The sequence below is a fragment of the Alicyclobacillus sp. SP_1 genome (assembly GCF_024706985.1).
In the GTDB taxonomy this organism is placed as follows: Bacteria; Bacillota; Bacilli; order Alicyclobacillales; family Alicyclobacillaceae; genus Alicyclobacillus_I.
The window spans coordinates 1-22,033 of the sequence record NZ_JAMCCX010000019.1 but is presented as its reverse complement, the minus strand read 5'-3'; the positions used below and the strand labels follow the sequence as shown (position 1 = coordinate 22,033).

22 protein-coding genes are annotated in these 22,033 nt (G+C 49.4%); 16 read left to right on the top strand and 6 right to left on the bottom strand.

The window, feature by feature from the left end; genetic code table 11:
- The first annotated feature begins 1 nt into the window (after position 1).
- The 6 genes from M4I36_RS06425 (at position 2) to M4I36_RS16820 (ending at position 7,411) form a co-directional block, all read left to right on the top strand.
- Positions 2-472: a hypothetical protein gene (locus M4I36_RS06425; RefSeq protein WP_258110907.1), complete on the top strand. Its 471-nt coding sequence runs from the start codon at positions 2-4 to the stop codon at positions 470-472.
- Positions 473-514: 42 nt separating this feature from the next.
- Complete coding sequence (locus tag M4I36_RS06420; RefSeq protein ID WP_258110906.1) at positions 515-1,405, top strand: LysR family transcriptional regulator; 891 nt, start codon at positions 515-517, stop codon at positions 1,403-1,405.
- Between the two features lie 87 nt (positions 1,406-1,492).
- Positions 1,493-3,049 (top strand): 4Fe-4S dicluster domain-containing protein, encoded by a 1,557-nt coding sequence (locus M4I36_RS06415; RefSeq protein ID WP_258110905.1) that lies wholly within the window; start codon positions 1,493-1,495, stop codon positions 3,047-3,049.
- 83 nt (positions 3,050-3,132) lie between these two features.
- Complete coding sequence (locus M4I36_RS06410) at positions 3,133-6,132, top strand: molybdopterin-dependent oxidoreductase (protein ID WP_258110904.1); 3,000 nt, start codon at positions 3,133-3,135, stop codon at positions 6,130-6,132.
- A gap of 130 nt (positions 6,133-6,262) precedes the next feature.
- Positions 6,263-6,706: a DinB family protein gene (locus tag M4I36_RS06405; RefSeq protein ID WP_258110903.1), complete on the top strand. Its 444-nt coding sequence runs from the start codon at positions 6,263-6,265 to the stop codon at positions 6,704-6,706.
- A gap of 501 nt (positions 6,707-7,207) precedes the next feature.
- The gene (locus M4I36_RS16820) at positions 7,208-7,411 is read left to right on the top strand and encodes an FmdB family zinc ribbon protein (protein WP_374985628.1); all 204 of its coding nucleotides are present in this window, start codon (positions 7,208-7,210) and stop codon (positions 7,409-7,411) included.
- A gap of 73 nt (positions 7,412-7,484) precedes the next feature.
- Here M4I36_RS16820 and M4I36_RS06400 read toward each other — a convergent pair whose 3' ends face one another.
- Positions 7,485-7,745 carry a metal-sensitive transcriptional regulator gene (locus M4I36_RS06400; protein ID WP_258110902.1) on the bottom strand — a complete coding sequence of 87 codons (261 nt, stop codon included), beginning with the start codon at positions 7,743-7,745 and terminating at the stop codon, positions 7,485-7,487.
- Between the two features lie 93 nt (positions 7,746-7,838).
- On the opposite strand from M4I36_RS06400, the gene M4I36_RS06395 reads away from it, so the two are divergent.
- The 3 genes from M4I36_RS06395 to M4I36_RS06385 all read left to right on the top strand — a co-directional run bounded on the left by M4I36_RS06395 (position 7,839) and on the right by M4I36_RS06385 (position 9,608).
- Complete coding sequence (locus tag M4I36_RS06395) at positions 7,839-8,216, top strand: rhodanese-like domain-containing protein (protein ID WP_258110901.1); 378 nt, start codon at positions 7,839-7,841, stop codon at positions 8,214-8,216.
- A 75-nt stretch (positions 8,217-8,291) separates the two neighbouring features.
- Positions 8,292-8,597 (top strand): rhodanese-like domain-containing protein, encoded by a 306-nt coding sequence (locus tag M4I36_RS06390; protein ID WP_258110900.1) that lies wholly within the window; start codon positions 8,292-8,294, stop codon positions 8,595-8,597.
- A gap of 438 nt (positions 8,598-9,035) precedes the next feature.
- Positions 9,036-9,608 (top strand): class I SAM-dependent methyltransferase, encoded by a 573-nt coding sequence (locus tag M4I36_RS06385; protein WP_258110899.1) that lies wholly within the window; start codon positions 9,036-9,038, stop codon positions 9,606-9,608.
- A gap of 483 nt (positions 9,609-10,091) precedes the next feature.
- Here the strand turns inward: M4I36_RS06385 and M4I36_RS06380 are convergent, their stop codons facing one another.
- Positions 10,092-10,775 carry a SpoIID/LytB domain-containing protein gene (locus M4I36_RS06380; protein WP_258110898.1) on the bottom strand — a complete coding sequence of 228 codons (684 nt, stop codon included), beginning with the start codon at positions 10,773-10,775 and terminating at the stop codon, positions 10,092-10,094.
- A 254-nt stretch (positions 10,776-11,029) separates the two neighbouring features.
- Between M4I36_RS06380 and M4I36_RS06375 the strand changes: the two genes are divergently transcribed.
- The 4 genes from M4I36_RS06375 to M4I36_RS16990 all read left to right on the top strand — a co-directional run bounded on the left by M4I36_RS06375 (position 11,030) and on the right by M4I36_RS16990 (position 14,323).
- Entirely contained in the window at positions 11,030-11,551 is a 522-nt protein-coding gene (locus M4I36_RS06375) for a DinB family protein (RefSeq protein WP_258110897.1), read from the top strand.
- 793 nt (positions 11,552-12,344) lie between these two features.
- Positions 12,345-12,455: a putative holin-like toxin gene (locus M4I36_RS06370; RefSeq protein ID WP_258110896.1), complete on the top strand. Its 111-nt coding sequence runs from the start codon at positions 12,345-12,347 to the stop codon at positions 12,453-12,455.
- 1,157 nt (positions 12,456-13,612) lie between these two features.
- A complete protein-coding gene (locus M4I36_RS06365) occupies positions 13,613-13,795 on the top strand; it encodes a hypothetical protein (RefSeq protein ID WP_258110895.1) in 183 nt (60 codons plus the stop codon).
- 78 nt (positions 13,796-13,873) lie between these two features.
- Positions 13,874-14,323 (top strand): hypothetical protein, encoded by a 450-nt coding sequence (locus M4I36_RS16990; RefSeq protein ID WP_258110894.1) that lies wholly within the window; start codon positions 13,874-13,876, stop codon positions 14,321-14,323.
- Here M4I36_RS16990 and M4I36_RS06355 read toward each other — a convergent pair.
- Complete coding sequence (locus M4I36_RS06355) at positions 14,312-14,482, bottom strand: hypothetical protein (protein ID WP_258110893.1); 171 nt, start codon at positions 14,480-14,482, stop codon at positions 14,312-14,314. The genes M4I36_RS16990 and M4I36_RS06355 overlap by 12 nt on opposite strands.
- Positions 14,479-15,240: a hypothetical protein gene (locus M4I36_RS06350; RefSeq protein ID WP_258110892.1), complete on the bottom strand. Its 762-nt coding sequence runs from the start codon at positions 15,238-15,240 to the stop codon at positions 14,479-14,481. The genes M4I36_RS06355 and M4I36_RS06350 overlap by 4 nt, the downstream gene beginning before the upstream one ends.
- Before the next feature lie 1,021 nt (positions 15,241-16,261).
- Between M4I36_RS06350 and M4I36_RS06345 the strand changes: the two genes are divergently transcribed.
- The 3 genes from M4I36_RS06345 to M4I36_RS06335 are packed head-to-tail and all read left to right on the top strand — an operon-like array spanning position 16,262 to position 18,751.
- Positions 16,262-17,254 (top strand): ABC transporter ATP-binding protein, encoded by a 993-nt coding sequence (locus tag M4I36_RS06345; protein ID WP_258110891.1) that lies wholly within the window; start codon positions 16,262-16,264, stop codon positions 17,252-17,254.
- Positions 17,255-17,298: 44 nt separating this feature from the next.
- Positions 17,299-18,441, top strand: coding sequence for an ABC transporter permease (locus M4I36_RS06340; RefSeq protein WP_258110890.1), 1,143 nt, complete (start codon positions 17,299-17,301; stop codon positions 18,439-18,441).
- A 13-nt stretch (positions 18,442-18,454) separates the two neighbouring features.
- Positions 18,455-18,751, top strand: coding sequence for an ApeP family dehydratase (locus tag M4I36_RS06335; RefSeq protein ID WP_374985620.1), 297 nt, complete (start codon positions 18,455-18,457; stop codon positions 18,749-18,751).
- 426 nt (positions 18,752-19,177) lie between these two features.
- On the opposite strand, the gene M4I36_RS06330 is transcribed toward M4I36_RS06335, so the two are convergent.
- Both M4I36_RS06330 and M4I36_RS06325 read right to left on the bottom strand, forming a co-directional pair.
- Entirely contained in the window at positions 19,178-19,804 is a 627-nt protein-coding gene (locus M4I36_RS06330; protein WP_258110889.1) for a response regulator, read from the bottom strand.
- Positions 19,789-21,840: a sensor histidine kinase gene (locus M4I36_RS06325; protein WP_258110888.1), complete on the bottom strand. Its 2,052-nt coding sequence runs from the start codon at positions 21,838-21,840 to the stop codon at positions 19,789-19,791. The genes M4I36_RS06330 and M4I36_RS06325 overlap by 16 nt, the downstream gene beginning before the upstream one ends.
- Between the last annotated feature and the right edge of the window lie 193 nt (positions 21,841-22,033).

Sequence of the window (22,033 nt, the reverse complement as noted above, 5' to 3'; positions counted from 1 at the left end):
CGTGGAAATTATTCCTGAAGCGATGGGTCAATCGGACAATGTCTTGGTTTTCTGGGACCCCCATCCGGAGATTGGCGTGGTGTGTCCTCGGCCAGTGCAGTCTGTGTCAGAAGTCACCTTTGGCCTCGGCAGTGCCAATACGGAGCCTTGCCTGACGATGTTCTTGTTTGTGGGAGACACCGACTTAGAAATTTATTTACCAGAGAACCTGCAAACGGATGAAGCGAGCAGTGTTCCGGTCTGGGAAGTTCTGTTGGAGTGGAAACCCGAAGTGTTGAAAGTGCGCTATGGAGAGACTCCTGCGGACCGTTCGTCGGAAATCACTTTTTTGCTACCCACGCTTCCGGGGGAGACCGTTCATGAAAAATTGAGAGATATGGTGAAAAAGTCGGAATCGTGGGACAACAGTGTGGATGGCGGAGAATTGTGGAAAAGTGTGATGTCGAAGATCACGGCATTGGTACAAGATTGATTTTTCTGTACAAAGAGCTTGCGTTGTAAAAGGGGCGCCTTCATGCACATAGAGAGTTTTGAAGTGTTTCGGACGGCGGTGGAGTATGGTAGTGTGACCAAAGCATCGCAAGTCCTACATATGACACAGTCTACCGCCAGTCGTCATTTGCAATCGCTCGAAGATGAGTACGGGGGACTACTGTTTGAGAGAAGTGCCTCCGGACTTCGATTGACTGCGCTTGGACAGGCGCTCTACCCGTTCTCGTGCGATATTTTGTCGTGTGCAGCACAGGCCAAGCAAGAATTGCTAAGGATTCGTCAGGAGGGCGGGGGAATGGCGGTTGGGGCAACCCTCTCCATTGGCGAAACCGTTTTGCCGAAAATTTTAGGTGCGGTTCGGCAGCAGTATCCACAGGCGGAAATTCGGATGCGAATTTCCAATACTAGCGATATACTGGAAGATTTAGCTCGGCATCGCATTGACGTCGCCCTTATTGAAGGAATGGTCGACGCCACCGTGGACTTTCAGGTGACGCCATGGCGAGATGACGAACTCATTTTGGTAGCCTCTCCACAACATGAACTTGCTGGTCATCCCTTTATCACATTATCTGAGTTGCTCGGTCAACCTTTGCTCATTCGTGAGGAAGGGTCAGGGACCCGTCAAGTGACTCAGCATGCATTGGAAGAGCACGACCTTCTCTCGCATGTCACCATCACGATGGAACTTGGTAGCAATCAAGCCATCAAATCGGCGATTGCGGCTGGGCTTGGTCTCGCATTTTTATCGCGTCTGACTGTTGCGGAGGAATGTCGTCAGGGGCAGTTAGTCCATATTCCTGTTCAAGGTTTTCAGATACATCGAAAGCTGTCAATTGTAGAGCGTCCAGAACGTTATCCGAAATATTTGGTCAAGTCCCTCCTGCAAGTATTGTTTTCGACAAAAGTGTGAATACCTCCATGCATTCTTTGCATTACCGCCACGGCTTCCTCCGGTGTTACGCTTTGATTAGTCGCAAAGCGTAAAGGAGGAATGACGATGCTGGATGTAGAGTCCGTACCCCGTTCGACGGATACGCCCATCCGCTGGGGAAAGGTCATCAATCAGGAGACTTGCATCGGATGTCACGCGTGTTCGGTTGCCTGCAAAATGGAGCACGATGTGCCCCTCAGCGTCAATCGGACATATGTCAAGCAGGTTGAAGTAGGCGTTTATCCAGAAGTCAGTCGGCAATTTCAAATTACTCGTTGTAATCAATGTGATGACGCACCGTGTGTTCCCATCTGTCCGGTAACCGCTATGTTCAAACGGCCAGATGGTATTGTGGATTTTGACCGTGATGTATGTATTGGTTGTAAAGCGTGCATGGCAGCTTGCCCTTACGATGCTATCTACATTAATCCAAACGTGCACAGTGCCGAAAAGTGCAACTTTTGTGCCCACCGGATCGATCAAGGACTGGAGCCTGCGTGCGTCATTGTTTGTCCGGTAGAAGCCATTGTGGTTGGCAATTTAAATGACCCGGAGAGCGAGGTCCTGCAACTCATCTCTCGCCACAAAGCAGACGTTCGCAAGCCGGAAAAAGGAACAAATCCGAAGGTCTTTTATGTCGGGGCCAGCGACTATACCCTAAATCCGTCCAAAGCTGTCTATGAAAATTCCCACATGTACGCAGATGAGAAAACAGGGTACCCAGTCCACTCGGAAAAAGCTGCGCATCCGAAACACAGTGTTGCCGCAGCGCGATTGGCTTACGATGTACCTCATCACAGTCCGTGGCATTGGGAGGTTTCCCTGTACACATGGACGAAATCCATCGCTGCGGGTTCGTTTTTAATGTTCGCTATCCTCATTTTGGCCGGACTGTCGCTTACTCCTGCGTGGGAAATTACGGCCTCTCTTGTCGGCCTCATCTTCCTCGGCATAACCGGAATTTTGTTGATTTACGATTTGGACCACCCAATGCGCTTTATTCGCATTTTCACGAGACCGCAGTGGCGTTCTTGGCTGGTGCGTGGCTCGTTCATCATTGCCGGATATGGCATTGTCCTCCTCCTGCTGTTGATTGAAGGTCTGATGGGAACCACTGCATGGAATGTCCCGCTGGCCGTCGCTGGTGCGTTGCTCGGTGGATTCACAGCGATGTATACGGCGTTTCTATTTGCTCAGGCGAAAGGTCGCGACCTCTGGCAAAATCCCTCGCTTCCGCTTCACTTGCTGTCGCAAGCGACCGTCGCCGGTGCTGCGGCTTTCACGCTCATCGCGCTGGTTCTACCTCTGCCAACCGTGGCAATTGTCTGGGTTCACGTGACCTTGTTGCTTGCGGTCGCTGTGCACCTTGCATTGATACTCAGTGAGATGGCTATTCCACATACGATTGCGGACGCAAAGAGAGCCGCTCACCAGATGATCTACGGTAAGTATCGCGGCTATTTTTGGACTGGACTGCTCGCTGGAGCGTTAATTCCCTTTGTACTTGCCTTCTTCGTTGGTTCGACAGATACGGTTGCCGTTGCGTCGGCGTTTGCTTTGCTTGGGCTGCTCGCTTACGAACATGCCTTCGTACAAGCGGGGCAGTCTGTGCCCTTGAGTTGATAGGGCATCCAATTGAGCAGCGTGCGCGGTGTACTTAGAACATGTGTGCGGCCGTGCGATGAAGACCATAGGGAGGTCAAAAGATGAGCATTGAAGAACAGCACCTACAATTGACAAAAGGGTATGGACATCTTCGGTCGCATCCAGAACCAGCCAAATGGGATGATTGGACCGAACTGGATGCCAAAGCGTGGCCGAAGAAGAAAGTCCATCATTACGAATTGATTCCGACAGTTTGTTTCAATTGCGAAGCAGCTTGCGGTCTCCTAGCGTATATCGACAAGGAGACGGGCGACATCAAAAAACTAGAGGGCCATCCGCTTCATCCTGGTAGTCGTGGTCGCAATTGCGCGAAGGGACCGGCTACGGTTAGTCAAGTGACCAATCCGGAGCGTATCCTCTACCCGCAAAAGCGCGTTGGCGAACGGGGCGAGGGCAAATGGCAGAGAGTTTCTTGGGACGAGGCGCTAGACGACATCGCGGCTAGAATTCGCAAGAGCATTATGGAAGACCGCCGAGACGAGGTGGTCTATCACGTCGGGCGGCCGGGAGAAGACGAATACACCGAGCGCGTTCTGAAGGCGTGGGGAATCGATGGGTTGTCCAGTCACACCAACGTATGCTCTTCTGGTGGCAGAACGGGATATGCGTTCTGGATGGGCATGGACAGACCGTCTCCGGACTATGCTAACGCCCGTTTCATTCTGATGATGAGCGCTCATTTAGAGGCTGGACACTATTTTAATCCAAATGCGCAACGCATTATCGAAGCGCAGCAAAATGGGACGAAAGTAGCCGTCATTGACACGCGACTGTCCAATACGGCCTCGAAAGCAGATATTTGGATATCCCCTTGGCCAGGAACAGAAACCGCTTTGTTGCTCGCCATCGCGAATCAACTGATTCAAACGGAACGCTTTAATCGCCAATTTGTTCGAGATTGGGTCAATTGGAAGGAATTTTTGGCCGATCGCGCTTACCTAGCGGACTTACATCGTCGAGGATTTCTTCATCATGTACCGGAGTCTCAGACATTCGATGATTTCGTTGCCGTTCTCCAGCAGATTTACGGGCACTACACGGCGGACTGGGCGGAGGCTGAATCCGGCGTTCCTGCGGCCACGGTCTACGAGGTGGCGGACGAGATTGCGAAAGCTGGTAGTGCCTTTGCGAGCAACATTTGGCGCAATGCTGCGGCTGGACATCGTGGGGGCTGGATGATCACTCGGAGTTTGATGTTTCTCAATGTCTTGATGGGAGCCGTGGGAGAACCGGGAAGCATGATACCGAACGCTTGGGTTAAATTTATTCCAACTCGGAACACTACTCCAGCCCCCATTCGGGTTTGGAACGAGAATCATTTCCCACGGGAATTCCCACTGTCCTTTTTCGAAATGAGTTTTTGTCTCCCGCACATTTTGAAGCAACGAAATAAGCGCCTGGAAGTGTATTTCACGCGAGTGATGAATCCGGTCTGGACGTTCCCTGATGGATTTTCGTGGATCGAAATGTTTCAAGAACCGGACCGAGTCGGCTGTCATGTCACACTTTCGCCAGTGTGGTCAGAGACATCTCAATTCTCGGATTACGTACTGCCAATGGGTTTGGCCACGGAACGTCACGACCTGCACTCGTATGAAACGCATGCATCGCAGTGGATCGGCTTTCGGCAACCCGTACTCCGCGTTTCCAAGGAGCGTCGCGGAGAGGCGATTCGCGATACGAGGGACGCGAACCCAGGCGAAGTGTGGGAGGAAAATGAATTCTGGATTGAATTGTCTTGGCGGATCGATCCCGATGGTAGCCTCGGAATTCGCCAGCATTTTGAATCTCCGTACCGACCGGGCCAGAAGATCACGGTCTATGAATACTATCAATGGATTTTCGAAAATGCGGTACCAGGTGTACCGGAGGCTGCGGCGAAAGAAAACATGACACCGATGGAATATATGCAGCGGTATGCTGCATTTGAAATTACGAAAGATGTCTACTCTGTCTATCGCCGCCCGGTGGAAGACAAGGTATTGGCAGAGGCAGTTTTGGTTCCGGAGCCGTCCGACGGTCGAACGCTTTCTGGTCAAGAGTCGGGAGTTTGGGTGGATAAGCCAGTACATTCTGCGAATCATGCGCCGTACCCAGGACCGTTTCGGAATGCCCAAGGGCAATTTCGAGCGGGAATAGTCGTCGATGGAAAGCCAGTGAAGGGATTTCCTACTCCTTCTGGACTGTTGGAATTCTTCTCGACGACTCTTCGAGATTGGTCGTGGCCAGAATATGCCATTCCAATTTACCCGCGGAATGCAAAAGAACGGGAAGAAATGGTTCACATTGTTACACAGGTGCATCCGAGTACGATTCACCAAGAAGATGGCGAATACATGCTGCTCCCAACGTTTCGTCTGCCGATGTTAATTCACACGCGTACGAACGGAGCAAAGTGGCTCCATGAGATCGCACACACTAATCCTGTCTGGGTGCACCCCAAAGACGCACAACGCCTGGGTGTCAAGACTGGGGATGAAGTTCGCATTACAACCGAGATCGGCTCACTTGTTGATAAAGTCTGGGTGACGGAAGGCATCAAGCCCGGTGTCATCGCGTGTTCTCATCATCTTGGGCGTTGGCGTCTACACGAAACTACGGGAAGTGACCGGTGGAGTTCTTCCTTGGTCAAAATTGGGCGGTCATCCGAAGGGATGTGGAGTATGCAACAGATTCACGGACCTACGCCCTGGGAAAGTTCAGACCCGGATTCGAGTCGTGTTTGGTGGTCGGACGGTGGTGTGCATCAGAACATAATTTTTCCTGTTCAGCCAGATCCGATTAGCGGCATGATGTGTTGGCACCAACGCGTTCATATCGAGCGCGTTGAATCTGGCCGGCACTATGGGGAAATTCAAGTGGATACCGCTAAGGCGCATGCTGCCTTTGAAAATTGGCTCAAACTGACTCGCCCTGCTCCTGGCCCTGACGGCACATTTCGACCCTACTGGATGCTTCGAGTACTGAAGCCTCATCCGGATGCCTATCAAGTTCCTGAGGCCTCCCAAGGGATGCGTAAAGAAGTGGGAGAAAAGGGATAACGTTTTGTGAAGTAGCCCCACACATTCTGGATGCGTTGAATCTCCGTTCCCGAGACGGGTATAATGAAGCCAGTCTTTGCTCGATACTTGCGATTTTCAGCCGATTTGAGTCTGGCGGGAGGTGTATGAAGTGGTTCGAGAAGTTCAGGATATTTTTGAATTATTAACCGCGGTTCACAGGACCATGGATGGCATGGTGGAGGATTTAACGGATGAGCAGTGGATGAAGAAACCTCTTCCGAATTTCAACAATATTGTTTCCGTGTTCGACCACGTCAATCGCGTGGAAGCAAGATTTCTCTCCATCCTGTCAGGTGCTCCGGAAGCTATCGACACACAACTGCCATTCCATACTGATACGTGGGATTTAAAGGAAGTTCGTGACGGTTGGTCCCATGCATTGATGAACGCAGAACAAGTCTTTTCGTCATTGACCGTTGTGCAACTGGAAGAAGAAGCGGTCACTCTGGGGATTGGTAAACTCAACAAACGACAGTTGCTCGGTTACATGGTTGCGCACACTGCACATCATCGGGGGCAAATACCGCTCATTAAAAAACTGTTGCTTTCGTAAAGAAGTTTTCGATAGATGTTCACGGAGGGGCGCAATCGGTGCACATTTTGTGCCCTGCGCCTCTCTTTCTCCGTAGCTATCTTGCTGAGGATGTCAGTGGCATGTGGTGTGGGCATCTGTCTTTGGACAACATCGTGAAGTTGGAACGGTTGACAGAGGCCCGCAGTTTGGTTAGACTCCTGATATACCCCAATGGGTATGGAGGTGAAGCAAGTGATTCAAGTGTCTTCAGCGGCCGCCGAACAACTGCGCACCTCTCTTGAGAAGCGTAAAAAGCGCTTTATACGATTTAAATTAGAGGCAGGTTGAGGTGGACCAAGCATTCGATGGACTCTGGATGAGTCGATTCGCGAAGGGGATGAAACGGTAGACGTCGAGGGTATTCGGTTTGTTTATGCGAAGATTCACCAAAAATACATTCAAAATGCACGCGTAGAGACAATGAAATCTTGGATGGGTGAACGTGTCGTAGTTCGCTCTCTGCATGGAGGTAGCTGTTAAATGCCGAGAATTGACTTCATCTGTACGACTTGCGGTCAATCCTTTGCTGAATTTGTTCGATTTGAGGAAAGAGACTCCGTGAAATGTCCAAGTTGCGAGAGCAGTCACGTGAAACAGGACTTTTTGGGACGCTGGAATGGCGGAGGAAGTGGTTCGAGTGGAAAGACCGCAAATGCAGTCGGTGGACGTCCACGGTTTACGTGAGGCGGGGGATGCTAAGGGGAAGCAGGTGCTTCCCTTGACTGCAAGTGAGTTAAATCGACATACTTTTTCTTACTCAACGACTTTTCAGCAACAGTTCCATCGCTTGTTTGACGGTTTCGTGGGAATCTAACTCTCCTTGTATGTCTTGACGTAGGCACATTTCGAGATTTTCGACGACAATCGTTGCGATGGTCTGGTCAACTGCGCTGCGAATGGCGGACAATTGGGTGACAACATCTTTACAGTCCCGTTCGTTGTCCATCATGGCCATCACGCCGCGCACCTGGCCCTCAATCCGCTTTAGTCGATGTATCATTTTGTCATTATATTGCATATGTCCTCTCTCCTTATAGTCAATCGCTATATACCGTTAAGGGTATTGTAGCGCTGTTCGAGGATGTGTCAATGTGGAAGGGTGGTGGAAAGTATGCAGTGGCTATGGCTTGTCATCGTTGCAGCGTTGCTTGTTTACTTTGTGTGGAACAAGATTGGAGGGCGTGGTATTCGCAAAATCACTGGAGCGGACCTTCAAGAAAAGATGAAGGCTGGAGGTCAAGCGTTGGAGATTGTGGATGTGCGAGAGCCTTCTGAGTTTAAAGGTGGACATATTGTCAAGGCCAAGAATATTCCGCTCGGGACCTTGTCATCGAAACTCGGAGAATTTTCGAAGGATAAAGAAATAGTCTTTGTCTGCCGAAGCGGCACGAGAAGCATGATGGCTGCAAAGAAAGCGAAGAAAGCAGGTTTGAACGTGTATAATTTGAATGGTGGTATGTCTGCTTGGCATGGACCCGTTCGAAAATAGTAGTCGAGACTTACCGCTCGCGATGCGGTTAATGAGGTTAATAACGAAACACATGAATGAAAGGGGCAACTTGATATGGAGATTCCACAGTGGGTTTCGACAGATTTGCAGGTGCAAATGAAGCAGGGACACAACATTCAAATTATTGATGTTCGTCAACCTGAAGAATTTTCATCAGGTCACATCCCTGGTGCCAAATTGATTCCTCTGGGAGAGCTCGCCGCACGTTTCCAAGAAATCAAGCCAGATGTGGAAACTGCCATCGTGTGTCGGAGCGGCGGTCGCAGTATGAAAGCGTGTGAATTTTTGGCCAGTGCAGGATACCAAAAAATTCACAATCTCTCAGGGGGAATGCTGGCCTGGGATGGAGATGTCGAATAGCTGACCCTTACTGACTGCTTTGCGCTCAGAAGGTAGCACCCTCATACATTCGCTTGAAGAGCGCCGGATGGCAACAATGACCTCGCATCGGAATTTCAAGCTTACAGATATGGGGGCGGTATCATGCGATTTTGGAAACGTCTGTGACCATCGCAAAAATTGATGCTCTTGGTGGGAGCAGTCGTTGTGTTAGTGATGGTCGGAAAGCAAATTTTTTGAAGCTGTGCAGAGGGTAAACTGGACATAGGCTCCCTATATGCGGTAGCCTATGTCTGGGCTTGTTGTATGAAGTGAATAAACATGTTGCGTAAGCGGTGGTCGCGTGAAAGTAGCAAAGGGCTCCTTTTGGTGTCAACACGAGCGCTTGACGAAATGAGAATTGGCAGATTTGACTGTTTGCTCAATGTCATGATTATAAGACTGTAGGGGGGATGACGAGTGCATGAGCGCAGATTCAATCCAGAACATTTGAGCCATCTTGACAGTCCTGAAAGGCGCAAAATGTTGCCACCCGAAAAATTGCTCGAGTATTTATGTATAGGACCAGAGGATACTGTATTAGATTTGGGAGCGGGAACAGGATATTTTACTATTCCGGCCGCAAAACGGACCGAGGGACAGGTAGTAGCACTTGATGTAGAACCACGCATGTTGGAAGTTCTAAAGTCCAACGTTGAGGAAAATTTGTTAACCAATGTTCGTTACGAAACGGGGCAAATTGAAAATATTCCACTTGAGGGTCAGTCGATGAAAAAAGTCATCGCGTCACTTGTACTGCATGAGGTTGAGCCACTGGAGAAGGGAATAGAAGAAATACGTAGAGTCTTGACCGCAGATGGAAAACTCTTTTTGTTAGAGTGGGAAAAAACGCCTTCTGAATTTGGACCACCATTGCATCACAGAATTGCCTCGAAGGTCATGAAAGAACAATTAGAATCGAATGGATTTCAGGTGCTTCAAACAGAGTTTCCTACCTCAAGTCACTACCTCATGATTGCCTCGTTGGCATGAGTCTACATAACCAAGATGCAGAAGGATATTTTCTGGACGGCTGTTGTTGTGGTTCCTGCGTTTTTCGCGTTTTGGACAATTCACACCTATTTTTCATTGGTTGTTGAGTCGTCTCGAAATGTCGACAAGCTCACAATTCGCGTCAAAGTTTTAAGAGACCAATGCATGAATTTCCCGCAATCATCGGTAATGGCCGAAAAATTGCGGGAAATTTCACATCTTCTCAACCAAATTGAAGAGATAAAGCAAGTTCGTAGGATTCGGCAAAGAAACGCACTGTGTAAGTCTTTAGAGGTGTTAGTAGACCAATTGGAAGAAGACATGCAGAGACTTTCGGAGTCCTGTAGGTGACAGGGGCCGCTGTGTGTCTTAGAACATGCGGTCGGTGTGGTCAACCGCCTCTTTGCGAACTGCACATGATTTGACGCTCACGTCGATATGGGGTTCCCTCAGCCGCAGTGCCTATGTTTGTCGAGCGACGGATCAGATGAATTGTAGTGAGAAGCCTGGATAATAAAGACTTAAAATACTGGTAAATGGCTCTTGAGCAACACTTGCCCAATATTGCGTGCCCCATTGTGACATGATACCAGAACCCACAAAGCCCCAATTTGGTCCACCGGGATAACCTGACCGGTAGTCTAATGGCGTGATTTCTCCGTTAGATGGCACAAACGTGACATTCCATGTAGATTGGACCGCGGAGTCCGTCTCCGGAGTGCCGCTAAGATAAACGAATTTTTGGAAATTTGTTGTGTTGTCTACGTCATATGTCCAACCGCCTTCAGTCGTTGGATGCAGCGACCAATACCAGGCAAACATTTTGATGGCAACAGCGCCAGCTTCGAGCGACTGTTGGTTCCATGAAGGTATCCACTCATTTGGCAAGACGTCTTCACAGTACTCTTCGAACCCTACGGTTTGCACGTAAAGAATAGGGCCAAATGGGTTGTTGTAGGCTCGAATGGCTACTCGAATGACGGACGGAAGGGCTGTATTGTAGATTGTTTGCACGGGTTGTGCGTGGACGTTTGGATAGAACGCTGTTGGAACTGTCTGTTGAGAACTCGCCTGGGGATCGGATTCGGCGTAAGCCGTTGTACAAGATGTGCTGAACGCAATGAACATGGCTGTCAGTGTTGAGCGGATGAAGCGTGGCAATGCCAAAGCAATGACCTCCATCTTTGTGGTCTTCGCCGGAAATGTGTATTATTTTGGCGACTAGAACTCACGGTGTGTTCCCTGTAGGTCATCATCTCCACTTTTGCGAGTTCCATGCGTACGCCGGTGCGGTGCAACGGGGAGATGTCAGGACTCGGTGGAAAATAAAAACGTCATGTCATGAATGTGATATGATGGATTGCAGTACGTATGTTTGTGCGAGTGCGGGTCTGACGAGCGCAATGGAAGGTGGATGTCATGTGCTACAGACATTGAGCCAATATGAAAGTATTAGAGAAAAGCTACTGCGCGAGATTCAAGGATTAAGTGAACAACAGTTGAATTGGAAAGCAGATGATTCATCTTGGAGTATCGCACAGGTTGTGGAACACATCTGTAAAGTGGAGGATTCGGTTCTGCCACTATTGTCTTTGAGCTTGGCTCAGTCTCCCGAATTTAAACAGCGGGATCTTCCCCTACAGCAATTAATTCCTGACCGTTCTACAAAAGTACAGGCTCCTAGTGGTCTCGAGCCTGCTAACCGGATGTGGACCTACGACAGCCTCATTTCTTTACTCAATGAAAGGCGTCATCGAACGGTTACCGTTCTTACAGGGATTACGGATACCTCTCTGTTGTCGGTAACTTCTCCACCATATCCTCACCCGGTTTTTGGTCCGTTGAGTACAGGGCAGTGGATGGAATCCATTCCTCTTCATGAGCTGAGACATATTCATCAAATTGAAGAATTAAAGCAGCGAATGGACGAAAATGAGGGTTGAATGGTGATATATGGGTACAAATGACGCTGTAGCGTGGTTTGTGGCGCAGGATTGAGGGTCTCGTGTCGAAAGGTTCAGACCAACATTCTTTACTCCGGATTGCTCCAAGCTCTCTAAACTTAGCACTCAGAAACTCGGCTTTGGTCCCATCTGGTCTTGGATGATTATTGAACTTGGTTGGGTGGATAAAGTCGATGAACTCGTCGATGCCGCGCTTGCTCCCGCCGTGGATGTGATTTACGAGCTTGGCGTTGACGGTCGATTAAGCACCTGACGGTCGATTAAGCACCGCCTTGCGCTCTCTGCGTTGGATTTTGCGTCTGTGGCCTTCAGTCGCTTCGAATACACAGCGCACGCATGTCGTTCTACGACCGTTACTCGAATGCTCTAGGCGGACGGGACGACGAGGAAGGCGTTCATCCTCCTAGGACGAGGGAATATTCACAAGACCACAAGCCCGACTTAAAACGAATTATTTTGGATGGTCACCATACCACACGGCACTTAGACGTAGACCTTCACCGGGATGCCTCACTTCTCCAGTTCTGCAAAAAGAAACGGGTACAGGACTTCGGCATCGCTTCGGGGGAACATCCGTCCTCGTTGGTCAAGCGGGAGGGGTATTTTATAGAAAAGGCGTTCTAGGACGGTAGCGAATATCCATCGTGTTGGTTTCGTGGGAACCGCCAAGCTCTCTCTTGGAGGACGACGTAGTTGTGCTAGACTGGGGATAAGCACCGAAGAACTTGGGACATCTCCTGCCCGCACGTGTTGCGGGAAGGAGGTGGGGCCGATGAGTATCGCCCGTACGCTGACCCTCATGGTCCAATTTGGACTCTTGATTGTGTCGCTTTTGGCGGTCATCGTCGCCGTGGTCGCACTTGCTCGGAAAAGCGACAAGTAGCCACCCCTCATAGGTTCACGCCTGTCGGGTGGCTACTGTCTGCTACTGAAATTTTGGCGGGCAGGTTCGTGCCCAAGGCTTAGGTGCCCGAGAGTTAGAGGTGGCCGCCTCTAGCTCTCTTTTCATTCTTAGTGTAGCATAACGGGAATATACGTCAATCCGGAACCAAGTATCCCACGTCGGCCATTCTGCAGACAGGCACGACAGCGCTTTGTCCCGACGGGAAGCCAAGATAACGCAGATGTCGGTATCCCGTCCGACCTATACTCATTCACGGTAAGCGTAGGAATGCTTTCTCCATGGAATGATCAAAAACGAACAACATTTCATGCTCTATCTGATTTCCAGTCAACTGCCATACGTAGAACTCCAACTGCCTCATTAGTCTCGTTAGCCCCGGCCATGGATACGCGGATTATATATTTTCCCTGCATAAAAGAGGCACTTGAATAGCTCCCGTGGACGCCGTTTTGTACCGATGCAACACCCGGGCTTGGGGGGAGTAACCGTACATTCATGTAACTCACCATAGCACGGGCAGCTTGAAGTTCCGTACTTGATAAACTATTTGGCAAAATAAAAGTCCAGTCTCCCTCGTCCCAAACAAGGGTTGGACTGTAGTTCTCCAATTGATACATTGTTCCAACAATGCCGTGGCCCAAACTAACATTGTGGTGCGGCCACGACTTCCAGGGTTCCGTGTCAGTGTTTAAAGACACACCGCTCAGTAAATTGTTCATTCTTTTCGAATGCATCGCAGGAATTCTCGTCTCGTGTCAGTGATTTTACTTACACTGAACGACCATGAAGGACCTAGTTCCCAATCAGTCAAATTTTGCAACACCCCATTTGTTGACTTTTTGAGAATTTGTGGGCTATTTGTCTTGAACGGATGCGTAGTCAGGTACACCTTTGCCAACCATCCGTCTGAAATGGTTCGTACTATTGCAGAGGGAAATCCTTTTAATTCTGTGTGTGGCAGCATCGTTGGGGCGCCTGGTATGTCCTGCGTATGCCTGCCTACTCATTCGATGACACCGCGAAGCGGCGTTGGATAGAGATGCAGGCTTCGTTGCAAAATAGATTTGTGCATAGCTGGAGCGGAGGGGGGGTTCTTGCTGTCGGATTGGTCGCTGTTAACGTTTGAAGGCGGATAAGTGGTTATGGTAGGTGAAGAGTTTGACGTAACCATTCGCGAAGTTCCGGTAGCGGTTGTAAGTGGTGAGGAAGTCTCAGACGTCCCACACCCCGTCACGGTCAAGCACGTCAACGCCAGCGCAGCTGCGCTAACTCCCCGCAGTCGTTTTTGCATCGTCACCACTCCTCATGACTTATTGTAGACTACCGCCCATCATCCTTCCGTCTCCTTAGACGGAGTAGCTTCGGGAAATGTGACATCGCGGCACGGAGACAGCCGTTTGGGCCGTGAGGTCGCCGTCGTTCACGGGTGGCGTCTCCTTGCTGCTTCACGAGGTACAGAAGGCGCTGTGGGAGTCCTGGAACGGCTTGGAGTGTTGGCCGAAGGTGGTCCAACGCTGCTGGGTGTGACGGCGACGCCGACCCGAGCGGACAAGCGTGTGCTGGGGGATATCTTCGAACGAGTCACGTACGAGGGTGCGATTTTGCAGAGGATCCTGGGCGGCTACAGGATGAAGCGTCCAGTCAGCACAAGGTACTCCACGTGCCCATCGGGGATACGAAAGGCGGGTTATCAGTTCACGTATCGTATCTGCTGTCAATCAACCAGCGGACGCTCGCAACTGAGAATGCGAGATGCTTCCAACGATACCCTGCGGCCAGATAGGGCAACCGTCTGCATCCTGTCCGATATGTACCTGTGTCATACTGTCGCCGCATCATGCACGTAGCGCCAAGAACGCCGCATGACGGCCAAGGCTACGCTCCAATTGTCGTTTGCGCTGTAACTTTTGTGGCTCTTCGTCATCTGCAAATTCTGACCACGACAGCCAAGGACCTGTGTATGGTGCGAAATCCAAAATCGATTCGACGTTCTCCTCGCCTTTCATACAGTTCGCTCCAAGATCGTCTCTTGTTTATTCCGCAACATTAACTTTTCGTCAACGAGTGCCACTATGGCGGCTAAGACATAGAAGGCGCAGCCGATTTCACTCATAAGCCAGACGTACTGTGCCGTCCAGTGAATCCCGAAGAGATGCGGGAGATAGTCATAGTTGAGCGGAGGCGTGCTGACAAATGGCAGGTAACCAAGCAAAGCAAAGTAAATGACATCCTCGACGAAGGTCACATGGAGACCTATGACGGCTACAAAAAGCACTATTTTACTATGACCGAGTTTGACCCTATCCAACAGAGCTAATGTGCGATTGGGCACCGCAATGCCCCACAAAAAAATCCAGTAAATGATTGTCCAAGACTGTCCTGGACTGGCAGATCTCCAAGGCAGAACCCATGGAGCATGAATCCAGTGCGGAAAATGCAGGCCCATTGCGAATACATCCAGGATGCTGTCTGCTATAATGAGAATTATATTCCACATTACAAAGTTTTTAGCATTATGTGTATTTTGTATAGAAAATATGGACAGCACAAACCAGCCTAAAAGAATCGGCAAAAACAGATCCACACCACCTTTTTGAACGGTAACTACAACCGCAGAACCGATGGTCCCCACCAACAGATTTCGAAAGTGTACGGTAATGGATTGCTGGTTGCTGCTTAAGGTGTTCATGAACGTCCCCCTTCTGCTATCGAAGTGAATAACTCCACCGTCTACCACAAGTACTTGGCCACGAATATTTTCCATGTTCGCATTCTTCAGGGTTTCGCATATGTGTGCTGTGCACTTCGACATCTCGCGCCAGAGGCTATCAGTTCATACTGTGCCGCTTCTGCTGCTTCTGTGTTTTACAAGTAAGTAAGGATGAGTATTGTTTGAATCAGAGCGAAGCGACTCGAGATGACACGACCGACACCCCCTATACCACCTGTAATGAGTACAACTTGGTTCATATGGAATCCTCAGTTCTGTTACTTGCAGATTTCTCTTGATTCTCTGCATGCTATTCAGTTTATATCTGCGCCGCTCTTGCATAGCTAGTCTTGTCTTGAAGAAGTGACGGCATCTGAAACAAGTATGTGAACCAGCGATTCGCCTCTGCTGAATGGCCAAGCCGGTGCTGCAGAAGGGCGAGGTGTATTACACAGCGGGGCCCCTGTAGATGAATGAATGCCGCGACTCGATGCCCGGTGTTTGCAGAGGTTACTCCACAAAGCCACTTGAGTAGCTGTTCCATCAATGTCGCCCACGCATACCACGCCAGCGGCTCAGGGGGGATTTCCCGCACGGACTTCCAAAGCGCGCGCCGATTATTCATAGCATATAAAATCTTCGCGAAGGGGTTCCTATAAGGCTTTGCCAGTTTCCCACAGGTTCTTCCGCGTTAAAGAACGGCATACGCGCTGCGCTCTTTGCTTACAAGCGATATGGTCTGCCATAGCGCTGGTAGCGCGGCTTCGTCGTCACTGTAAAAGACATTTTGACTTGTTTGGAGGCGGTATCAACAGCTGGTTCCAGCGTCCAGATTTAGGTTCAAACGAGTGGTCATGACGTTCCGTATACCGTTCATGGCGCATTCTTGCCGAGCAGTCATATCTGTCATCTTCCCCAAATGCCGAGTAGAACGAAAATTACAAATCAAATGTACATGGTCACTTTCAAAATGAACCTAGTAAAAATAACAGGTTTTTTCCCGGTAATTCTGACGTGTCGGGCTCATCTTAATGTCAATATCATAGGCAATGTATACATTCATGGAGGGTAGGAGATGAAAGTGACAGTAGCGTCAGAAGTGTCGTCGGAGGCGAGTCTTAGCACGGTCGGAAGAGCATTGGTGCTCAATGGTGTAACCAAGAAATACGGACAGTCTGTCGCGATAGACGGCGTAAATCTAATGGTGGAGCGAGGAACGTTTATGGGGCTGCTGGGCCCAAATGGTGCTGGAAAAACCACGCTCATTTCACTTATCTCTGGGCTTATCAAGAGCGATAGCGGGGATTGCCAAGTGGTCGGCTATGATACACGCCGCAATGCTGCACGCGTCAAGCAGATGCTTGGCGTGGTTCCACAGGACCTCGCCTTATATCCAGAACTCAATGGTTGGGATAATTTAATGTTCTTTGGATCCATGTATGGATTACGTGGAAGAGTGTTGAAGCAGCGAGTACAGGATGCTTTGGTGCGGGTTAGCCTGCACGAACGCGCGAGGAAACTTGCTGTAGGCAAGTACAGTGGAGGACAGAAACGCCGTTTGAATATTGCGGCTGCATTGTTGCATAGACCACAAGTGCTGATTTTGGATGAACCGACCGTAGGTGTAGACCCGCAGTCGCGGAATCATATCTTTGAAACCTTACGGGAGCTTAATGAGGAGGGCATGACGATCCTCTATACGACGCACTACATGGAAGAGGTAGAGACGCTCTGTAATGAGGTAGCGATTATCGATCATGGGAAAATTATTGAACAAGGCAAACTCCGCGACATTCTAGAACGCTACGGTTCATCGGTTGTTCGTTTAAAACTGACCGAAGCAGAGTTGGCGCGCGCAGTGCATCTGCTGCAAGACAAGTCGGAAGTCAGCTGGCAACAGCACGAAGCGTATTTGACGATTTCAGCCAGACATCTGCAAAATGCGGTGAACATTTTGACGACGATTCTGAGTGATATAGCGCCGAATCCGGAATCCTGTCAAATTCTACCCCCATCTCTAGAAACCGTTTTTATTCAACTTACAGGAAACGGACTGCGAGACGAGTAAACATCTGAAAAGATCCTAATCATTGAAATGGAGGAGAAATGAACTTGAAGACGATACGTGTATTTTGGAAAGACTTTCTTATTTTGATGAAAGACCGTGGTACCTACATCAACTTGTTTGTACTACCTATCATGTTTAGCGTCGTACTGACCTTTGCGCTTGGCGGCGTATTTGGCGGTGGAGCAAACAAATCACCCGTAAAAATACCGGTCGTTGCATCGTCGTCAAGTGCCACAAGTATAGTTACGGGATTGGAAAAGATACCTGGTGTAAAATGGCAGAAGGACACTCAATCCAGAGCAAAGTCTCTCGTTCAGGCAGGAAAGGTTGTTGGGGCAGTACTGGTATCGAATAATGGACGGACTATTCAATTCTATGAGGATCCAGATGAGCTCACAGACGCAAGATTAGTACTCGGTGAAATCAACTCCTATATGGCTGCTCAAACACTCGGTACCCGGCAAAGCGCGCTCGTGCATGCTGCGGCTTCATCAGACTCCGTGCAGTTCAAGAGAGATCTAAGCGCAATTATGGCGACTCCCGCTACACAAGTCGTGCCAAGACAAGCGGATCGTAGCAACAAGTCGATTCAACCGACTGCGTCCGAGCAGTACATTCCCGGATTCACGGTCGCGTTTTTGTTCTTCATTGCCAGCACGATTGCACAATATATGTTCATGGAGCGCGAAAGGGGAACGTTACGGCGCTTGTTGACGAGTCCAGTCAGGCGGTATTCCATTCTCTTGGGCAAACTTCTTCCCAATATTATTATTGGATTTGGGCAGGTTGCGGTTATCTTCGCTGTTGGACGGTTGTTGTTCCACATGCACTTGGGCAACTTGCCCGCTCTATTCTTGGTCTCTTGTGCAGCAGTAGCTGCTGCAAACGGATTCGGTTTGATGATTACGGCACTAAGCAAGACGCAAGCACAGGCAACTGGCCTCGCAACCTTATTCGTCTTCACTTTGGCTACACTGGCCGGCTGTTACGTGCCGTTGTTTCTAATGCCGGGATTTATGCAGAACGTTGCGATGGCAATTCCACAGGGATGGGCAATGTCCGCTTACCAAGACATCATCATCAAAGGAGCGAATGTGGTTCAAGTTCTGCCGAACATTGCCGTCCTCTGTGGATTTGCCATCGCGTTCTTTCTCGTAGGGCTCTCACGGTTTCGCTTTGATACATGAGGAGGTGCTTTCAATGAATCCGGTGTTAGACAGCCTGATATCCACATACTTTCCACATCGTCACCCATTTTTGTTGATTGACAAGGTGGAGTGCATCGAAGACGGGCGTGCAGTCACACTTAAGTCCGTGACTAGGACAGAACCATGGTTTACAGGACATTTCCCCGACCATCCTGTTTTACCTGGTGTCATACTGCTGGAGGCCATGGCGCAGACCGGACGTTCCACTAACAGATTGGAGCGGGTACGGATCGGCTCATGGACGGATACGTGCAGGGAGAAATGTCTTCGGATCATTAAGCAAATTTGACGGTGCAAGGTGCGGGATTAACAGTGCTGTAGAAATCGAAAAGACAGAAGTGATGCGCGCGCATGAGGTGGCGTGTCCCTCAAGATGACTGCAGTCTGCCGCAAATAAAGCCCTACAAAACAGTGGGATTCCCGTTGAAGACTTGTTTCAGCGGACAGCACTGGTCTTAGGGACGACGTTGGGATCCGTCGAGTCAGCCACGCCATGTGATAGATGAAACACGGCGAGGCTCCCAACTTGACTGCCGTCATGCGTTCAATGTGCGAGTGCGGCGGTCACTCTTTGGCGAATAAATGTAAGATTCCAGGCCCAATTCTCACGACTGTCACGGCTTGCCCAGCAGGAACGAATGCGATTGGACTCGGAATGGATCGCATTCGGCGGACACGCGGCAAGCATTGCATTTTTGGCTGGGCCGGATAATGGTCAATCGCTCAGCCATCCAGCCTCTTTCGCTTTGATGACGGCCTCCATCCGAGACCCCGCATCCAGCTTAGAAAGTATGTTTCCCACATGGTAATGAACCGTTCGTTCACTGACGTACATGTGGTCAGCAATTTGTTTGTTACTCAGACCCCGCGACACCAACGCCAGCACTTCCAGTTCCCGTTTTGTTGCTTGAACGGGAGTCGAGAAGAAGGCTGTACGGTTATTCCCACTGAGTAAGTGGTTTGAAAAGACCATCTGTCCTGCGTAAACATTGACAATGGCCTGAACGAGCTCTTGGTGACTACATGTCTTGCACAGAAAACCGGAGGCGCCGATTTGAAAGGCGGTCCGAACGTACTTTGCGTCATCGTATCCACTTAGTATCAAAAACTTAGGAACAGGAGTTTGAGTGGAGAGTTCTCGAACTAGGTAGAATCCATTTTGATCGGGCAGGTTGATGTCTACAATCATGACATCTGGATGAATCTCTTTGAAGAGTGCCATTGCCTGCGCTGCGGTGTCGGCTAATCCGACCACTTCCATCGCAGGTTCAGCACTGAGCAATTGCGCCGTCCCTTCTCGAAACAAGCAATGGTCATCGACGAGCATTACACGTATTCCCATAGATCCAGACTCCTTCGCGATTGATGTGTCATCCCGTCTGCCGGGCGCGGGACAGACACTGCGACAACCGTCCCTCTCTGCTCTCCCTTCGATATCCTCAAGGTTCCATTGATTCCTCGGATGCGTTCGAACATACCGACGATACCCATGTGACCACCTTCACTCAGACGAATGAGATCGGATTCTTGGACGGCAAATCCGACACCATTATCGGATATATTCAGGTGAATACTGTTGATTTCATACTTGAGCGCGATTTCTGCGCTCGTGGCTTGCGCATGCCGAAGCACATTGGATAGTGCGCTCTGTACGACTCGGTACAGCATGACCTCAACTTTCTTATCGATTTGTTGAGGTAAGCTCGGTCCAGCCGATATTGTCTGGAAGTCGATTTCGAGGTTAGAATGACTCTGGTAGCGCTCAATCAAACTCTCGAGGGCAAGCGGCAGCGGATATTGGTCGAGTACGTGTGGCCTGAGGTCGGCACAAATTTCGCGAAGCTCTAACACAATATCCCGCCCTAGCTCAGAAATCTCGCTGAGGAGAGATGATGGTGTCTCTGAATCGATTTCGCTTATTCGAATGAGATGAAATAGGGACTGCAGCGCTCCATCGTGAAGCTCCCGTGAGAATCTGGCAAGGGCCTCCTCTTCGTTCTCTAAGAGGCGCCGATACAGGATACTGCGCTCCGCCTCGGTCTCTTGGAGTTTTTGGACGCGGGCGTTGAGGTCTTTAACCAACTGATAGTTGTCCAGTACAACCGCCGTGTGATGAGCGATGGTATCCAGCAAGTCTTCGTCAATGGGACGAAGTCTCATGTGCGAACGTTTGCTAGCAAACACAATTTCGCCAATCTGATGCTGATTAACTTGAAGTGAAATCCGTCGAGAAGATGAAGAGACTTTCAGGCAGTCCATTATCTTGCCTGTATCCGAAAATCCAGTTGCGTAAATCGGCTTCATCTCTCCGGAGACAAGGACCGCGACGGTACACCACTCGAGATTGAGAGCCTGTGTCAAATGAATACAAACATACTTTCCCAATTCTTTAGCGTCTTCCATGAGTGGAATGGTAACAATCATCTGGCGCAGCAGTCCTCGAAAGTCATAGTGGTCCCGATAGATGACAAAGTCTGTTAAATGATGCGTGGTCCGGACAAGCGGAATCAAACAAATGGATAAAAGTGCGATGACCAACATCGAGAGAACTGTATGATGACTGCGAGGTATGCCACTGGAAATCAAATAAAAAATTATCAAGTATGTTGAGGAGATAGCAGCTGTCAGCAAAATGTAAACGAATTGACGACTCAACTCAATGTCCATAAAACGACCGCGCAGAATCGATAGAGATACAGAAAGCGGAAGAATGACGGAGGTAATCGGCCAAAGCCAAGCTAGACCTTCAGAATAGCCGATTATAGAAAGTGTGAATAGGACTAAGAACTGTATTAGGCTACCGAACATGACCGTCCGAATCTGGTTTCGTCGTTCTACTGAGTCCTCCTTCATCCACAGACCACCAAGCACGACAAGCGCAACCGCCAATTCGAGGCTGATGAGCGTGAGAATGATGACTGAAAAACCAGTGATTCCCGAATAAACTCCTAAGACAGCAATGATGGATAAAAGTAGGGCAGTGATATCGAACAGATACACGATGCGTTGCATAACTGTGCTTTGAAGCGAACTCAGCGCCAAATAAGAGCGAATTAACAGACTTGGAAGTAAGATAGCCGTCAATTGTACGATGAGTCGCAACCACGAAAAGGTTACATAAGACGAGTCTAATGCAGACAAGATAAGAACAAGACCAGCCACGTTGAGGGCCAAACATCCAAAGGATTGATGGTTGGACGAATACAAGTAGACTGACGCCCCTGCAACCCAATATACAAATCCAGTAACATAAATAGAAATTCTTAACAGAAGGGAACTTCCTTCAGGAATTTTCCATTCCGTATAAAGGATAGTTACGATGACCATGAGTGTAGAGACGTAAAAGACCGACCACTTCAGATGTGTCAGTATGGTCACCTCCGACCGCAAAATCTAGCGGATGGCAATGACAGTTTATTCATATAATTAGTATGAATTTTACATTAAATGATCGTCATTGTCAATAAAAGTGACGGCTCATGTGAAACTTCAGCGTGAGCGTCAAACTCCGCACAGCGCGCCTAGCCAAGCTAGGCACAACTAACCGGTGAGAGTCCGGTCGAGGTAGGGA

Bases quoted from the DNA above. Each gene is read 5' to 3' on its own strand.
- M4I36_RS06420 (WP_258110906.1), top strand. From the start codon at position 515: ATGCACATAGAGAGTTTTGAAGTGTTTCGGACGGCGGTGGAGTATGGT.
- M4I36_RS06415 (WP_258110905.1), top strand. From the start codon at position 1,493: ATGCTGGATGTAGAGTCCGTACCCCGTTCGACGGATACGCCCATCCGC.
- M4I36_RS06410 (WP_258110904.1), top strand. From the start codon at position 3,133: ATGAGCATTGAAGAACAGCACCTACAATTGACAAAAGGGTATGGACAT.
- M4I36_RS16820 (WP_374985628.1), top strand. From the start codon at position 7,208: ATGCCGAGAATTGACTTCATCTGTACGACTTGCGGTCAATCCTTTGCT.
- M4I36_RS06400 (WP_258110902.1), bottom strand. From the start codon at position 7,745: ATGCAATATAATGACAAAATGATACATCGACTAAAGCGGATTGAGGGC.
- M4I36_RS06395 (WP_258110901.1), top strand. From the start codon at position 7,839: ATGCAGTGGCTATGGCTTGTCATCGTTGCAGCGTTGCTTGTTTACTTT.
- M4I36_RS06390 (WP_258110900.1), top strand. From the start codon at position 8,292: ATGGAGATTCCACAGTGGGTTTCGACAGATTTGCAGGTGCAAATGAAG.
- M4I36_RS06370 (WP_258110896.1), top strand. From the start codon at position 12,345: ATGAGTATCGCCCGTACGCTGACCCTCATGGTCCAATTTGGACTCTTG.
- M4I36_RS06355 (WP_258110893.1), bottom strand. From the start codon at position 14,482: ATGAAAGGCGAGGAGAACGTCGAATCGATTTTGGATTTCGCACCATAC.
- M4I36_RS06350 (WP_258110892.1), bottom strand. From the start codon at position 15,240: ATGGAAAATATTCGTGGCCAAGTACTTGTGGTAGACGGTGGAGTTATT.
- M4I36_RS06345 (WP_258110891.1), top strand. From the start codon at position 16,262: ATGAAAGTGACAGTAGCGTCAGAAGTGTCGTCGGAGGCGAGTCTTAGC.
- M4I36_RS06335 (WP_374985620.1), top strand. From the start codon at position 18,455: ATGAATCCGGTGTTAGACAGCCTGATATCCACATACTTTCCACATCGT.
- M4I36_RS06330 (WP_258110889.1), bottom strand. From the start codon at position 19,804: ATGGGAATACGTGTAATGCTCGTCGATGACCATTGCTTGTTTCGAGAA.